This is a genomic window from Streptomyces colonosanans, assembly GCF_001866645.1.
GTDB classification, from domain to species: domain Bacteria; phylum Actinomycetota; class Actinomycetes; order Streptomycetales; family Streptomycetaceae; genus Streptomyces; species Streptomyces colonosanans.
On sequence record NZ_MLYP01000159.1, the window covers coordinates 1 to 4,316 of the forward strand.

3 protein-coding genes and 2 pseudogenes are annotated in these 4,316 nt (G+C 69.5%); 2 read left to right on the top strand and 3 right to left on the bottom strand.

Annotated elements, in window-relative coordinates; all coding sequences use genetic code 11:
- On the bottom strand, positions 1 to 883 hold an 883-nt coding region (locus BIV24_RS30970; RefSeq protein WP_071369778.1), incomplete at its 3' end, for a TRM11 family SAM-dependent methyltransferase.
- Positions 884 to 1,064: 181 nt separating this feature from the next.
- Here BIV24_RS30970 and BIV24_RS34745 point away from each other — a divergent pair.
- Positions 1,065 to 1,922 carry a hypothetical protein gene (locus BIV24_RS34745; protein WP_071369779.1) on the top strand — a complete coding sequence of 286 codons (858 nt, stop codon included), beginning with the start codon at positions 1,065 to 1,067 and terminating at the stop codon, positions 1,920 to 1,922.
- Here the strand turns inward: BIV24_RS34745 and BIV24_RS30980 are convergent.
- Positions 1,910 to 2,125: pseudogene (locus BIV24_RS30980) on the bottom strand (IS256 family transposase); the annotation flags it as partial. The gene BIV24_RS34745 and the pseudogene BIV24_RS30980 overlap by 13 nt on opposite strands.
- 28 nt (positions 2,126 to 2,153) lie before the next feature.
- Here BIV24_RS30980 and BIV24_RS30985 point away from each other — a divergent pair.
- The gene (locus BIV24_RS30985) at positions 2,154 to 3,320 is read left to right on the top strand and encodes an alpha/beta hydrolase (protein WP_071369781.1); all 1,167 of its coding nucleotides are present in this window, start codon (positions 2,154 to 2,156) and stop codon (positions 3,318 to 3,320) included.
- 32 nt (positions 3,321 to 3,352) lie between these two features.
- On the opposite strand, the pseudogene BIV24_RS30990 reads toward BIV24_RS30985, so the two are convergent.
- Positions 3,353 to 4,189 (bottom strand): annotated as a pseudogene (locus tag BIV24_RS30990) (IS256 family transposase); the annotation flags it as partial.
- Between the last annotated feature and the right edge of the window lie 127 nt (positions 4,190 to 4,316).

A 4,316-nucleotide genomic window follows, 5' to 3' on the forward strand; every position in this document is an offset into this window, starting at 1 on the left:
ACTCCAGAACCACCGTTAACTTTACAGACCCGAGACGCGCGTTTTTCGGGCGGCGGACCACGAGGGTGTCCTCGTGTGCGATGACCGCGAGGGGGAGACCGGCGCGGCGGGCGTCGCGGACGTTTTTCATCTGGAAGAACGAGGGTCGCGCGATGAGCCGGTTGTCGCGGACGCCGGCCAGGAGGGCGACGCAGCGCTCGATCGGAATGAGTCCGGCGGCTTGGGCGGCAGCGAGGACGGCGGAGGGCAGGTCGATGAGTTCGCCGCGTTCGCGCCAGGGGCGGGTGGTGATCACGGCGTGGCCGCCGGGGCGGAGCAGGTGGCGGCAGTGGGTGAGGATTTCGGTGAAGGCTTGAAGGAGCTGTTCCAGGCCGACGTGGGCGAGGTTGGCGCGGTCGTGGCTGTAGCGGTAGTCCTTCTTGACAACCCCGCGTTCGCCGGTCTCGCGGGAGGAGCGGACCTGGCCGTGCGCGCTCGCCCCGTACGGGGGTGAGGTGACCACGAGGTCGACCGTGCCGTGAAACTCACCGGGAATCAAGGTGGCCAGGCGGCGCGCGTCGCCGCAGTAGACAGCCCCGCTACCGGTGGCTCCCTGAGCGTCGGCGTGGCGGAGGTTGGCTGCAGCGAGGTGAGCCCATCGGGTTTCGTACTCGGTGCCCAGCGCGTGGCGGCCTTGGTGGACGGCCTCGACGAGGGTGGTGCCGATGCCGCACATCGGGTCGAGGGCCAGGTCGCCGGGCTTGGTGTAGGTGGTGATGGCGTGGGCGGCAATGGCGGGGAGCATTTTGGCGGGGTGGGCGGCGGAGCCGGGCACGTAGCGGCCCTTGCGCTGTGCTGGCGCGGAGGTGGGAGCGGTGTTCCACACCGAGAGGGGGAAGGGCACGGCGATCTCTCCTCTGCCTTGGGTTACTTGTGGCGGATCGCGGACAGGGCGATCAGGTCGCAGTGCGCGACGCCGCGGGAGGCATCCGCGGGAAGGGTGGGGATCAGGCGGTCGCCGACCGGGTGGGCGTAGACGACCACGATGTGCTGCAGGTAGCGGAAGCCCGCGGTGCGGGCGCGGCATGGAACTGGCTCAACTGCCGGTGTGTCATGCCGAGATCTGCGAGCGCGTTCGCCTGCCCGAGCCGGTACCCCAGCTCACGGTAGAGGGTGCGAGCCTCGGCCTGGGCGCGGACCGCGTCCTCGTTGTCCGCGGTCAGGTACCAGACGATTCCGAGCTGGTTGAGAGCGTCCGCCTTGCCGCGCTGGTTGTCGACCGTTTCCTAGGCCGTCACGGCGTCGTTCAGGGCCTCGATGGCCTGCGGGTAGGCAGCCATGAAGCGGCTTACAACACCGAGTTCGGCGAGAGCATCGCCCCGGGCCCGCTGGTCGCCGGCATGGCGGACGGCCTCGGCGGCGGTCCGATGGAGCCCGACGGCCTGGTCCCATGGGCCAGCCTGACGCAGAGGAAGGGCTCCCCACAGTGCAACGCCACCCACGCACAGCGCGCCCGCCCCGGCCGCATTCCCGGCCACGCGGCGCCGTACGGCCAGACGCTGCCCCTGCCCGTGCAACAGCCGCGGCTTCTGCGGTGGTTGCGGACACGCGGGCTGCGGAGGATACCGATGAACTGGGGCCGCCAGCACCGCGACGTGGAGGCGTCGATGGAGTATGCCGACGACCATGACGGTGTCGAGGCGGCGAACAGCGAACCGTACGACGCGGTCGCCGACCCGCGAACGGGCACCGTCCGACTGTGCGCCCGACTCTGCGATACGTGCATCTTCCGCCCAGGCAACCTCATGGACCTGCAACCCGGCAGAGTCGCGGACATGGTCAGCCAGGCGCGGCAAGCCGAAGGCCATGTGGTGTGCCACGCAACACGGGGAAGAGCAATTGTCAAGACTTGTGGTTCGGTTGAAGTGGATCAAACTGCGTGATCCTGGGGACGTTCGACGAGCTCACCGTTCTTGAATACGGCGCCGGCGCGGACGAGGGCGACGAGGTGGGCGCCGGTGATGGCCCGCCAGCGTTCCTGGGCGGACTCCACGAGCTTGAAGACCATCGCCAGGGCGGCGGCCGGGCTGCCCGCGCCGCGGGTGACCCGGGTCCGGAGCTTGATCGAACTGAAGGTCGACTCGATCGAGCATTGCTCGGCTACGATCACGACCATGCCGATGGGATACGTGGCGACGACCGCGCTCTTAGCCTGGTGCACTTTCTTCGCCGTTGTCGCGCCACGCCGGCCCCGGCCACTGGCGACCCTGAGTTTCTGGTTCGGCCTGATCCTCAACGAGGTGCCGTTCGTGGGCATCTATGTCCTGGTGGCCTCCACGGCCCTGGCCGCCGCCCAGGGCGATCTGGATTCGACGGGCGCCAAGGTGACGGCCGCGGTGGCCGCCGTCGCCACCATCGGCCTCGCTCTCTCCGCCTGGCAGGGGCTGCGCACAAAACAGGTGGTCGGACGGGCCCTTGAGGAGGGGCTCGGGACCGGCTGGCGGGATCGTGTGCACGTACCGCTGCGCCGCCACCGGCCCTGGGCCCGCATCCTGCTGCTGCCGGTCCTGATGCGGCGGCGTGACGTGCACCGGATCCCCAACATCAGCTACGGGGACGCCGGACGCCGGAATCTCCTCGACATCTACCGCCGCCGCGACGCGCCGCAGAACGCGCCGGTCCTGATCTACTTCCACGGCGGCGGCTACGCCAGCGGAGCGAAGAACCGCGAGGCACGCCCCCTGCTGTACCGGCTCGCCGACCAGGGGTGGGTGTGCATCAGCGCCAACTACCGACTGCGGCCCCAGACCACCTTCCCCGGCCACCAGATCGACGCCAAGAAGGTCATCGCCTGGGTCCGCGAGCACGCCTCCGAGCACGGTGCCGATCCGTCGAGGCTGTTCGTGGCGGGCAGCTCCGCCGGCTCCAACATGGCGGCCCTGTGCGCGCTCACGCCGAACAACCCGATGTTCCAGCCCGGATTCGAGTCCGCCGACACCTCGGTCACCGCCGCGATCTGTCTCTACGGCTACTACGGCCACTACTTCGGCGACCCGCCGGACGAGCCGCCGCCCCCGCTCCAGCCACAGGGATACATCCACCGCGGTGCGCCGCCGTTCCTCATCGCCCACGGCGCCAAGGACACGCTGGGGACCGTCGAGGGCGCCCGGAACTTCGTCGCCCAACTGCGCCGCGCCTCCGAGAGCACCGTCGTCTACGCCGAACTGCCCGGCGGGCAGCACTCGTTCGACGTTTACCACTCCCCGCGCTTCGAGGCAGTCGTGGACGGCGTGGAAGCCTTTGCCGCCTGGATCCTGGCTACTCCGGCGGGCAGCGAGTAGTTGTCAAGACTTGCGGTTCGGGTGACGCGCGCTCATGCAGCGGCGGCCTCCGGACGCTCGACCAGGACGCCGTTCTCGAACTTCGCCCCAGCCCGCACCAGCGCCACCAGGGACGCGCCGGTGGCGGCCCGCCAGCGTTCCTGGGCGGACTCCACGAGCTTGAAGACCATCGCCAGGGCGGCGGCCGGGCTGCCCGCGCCGCGGGTGACCCGGGTCCGGGGTTTCACGGTTGAGAATGTCGATTCGATGGGGTTCGTCGTCCGCAGGTGGACCCAATGCTCAGCGGGGAAGTCGTAGAAGGCCAGCAGCTCTTCGGCATCATCGACGATCTTCGCGACCGCCTTGGGCCACTTCGCCCCGTAGGACCTGGCGAAGTCCTCGATCGCCTTCTCGGCGTGCACGCGGTCCTCGGCGTTGTAGATCTCCTGCATCGCGCGGGTGGCGCCCGGCTGCGCCGACTTCGCCAGCGCGTTCGTGACATTCCGGGCCTTGTGAACCCAGCACCTCTGATGCCTGGCCTGCGGAAACACCTCCGCCAGAGCCCGCCACAAACCCATCGCGCCATCGCCGACAACGAGCTCGGGATCGCGCATGCCGCGCCGCCGGCAGTCGCGCAGCAGGTCGGCCCAGGACTCGGTGGACTCCCGCAGCCCCTCCGCGAGCGCGATCAGCTCCTTGCGGCCGTCGAGACGCACACCCATCAGTACGAGCACGCAGGAGTGGGCCTGGCCCAGGCGGACCTTGGGGTGGACGCCGTCGGCCCACACGTAGACATAGTCGCTGGTGGACAGGTCACGCTGCTGGAAGGCGGCGTGGTCGTCCTGCCACTGTTTGGTCAGCCGGGTCACCGTCGCCGCCGACAGACCGGCGGCGAAGGACGTCCTGGCGGCGGAGCAGCGCTGCACGTGGGCTCTGACCGACCCGGATAGCTTCCTCATCCCCGAGGCGTCGGACGAGATCCTGACGGGCCTGTCGATGAATTAGTGGGTCGTGTCG

Bases quoted from the DNA above. Each gene is read 5' to 3' on its own strand.
- BIV24_RS34745 (WP_071369779.1), top strand. From the start codon at position 1,065: ATGGAACTGGCTCAACTGCCGGTGTGTCATGCCGAGATCTGCGAGCGC.
- BIV24_RS30985 (WP_071369781.1), top strand. From the start codon at position 2,154: ATGCCGATGGGATACGTGGCGACGACCGCGCTCTTAGCCTGGTGCACT.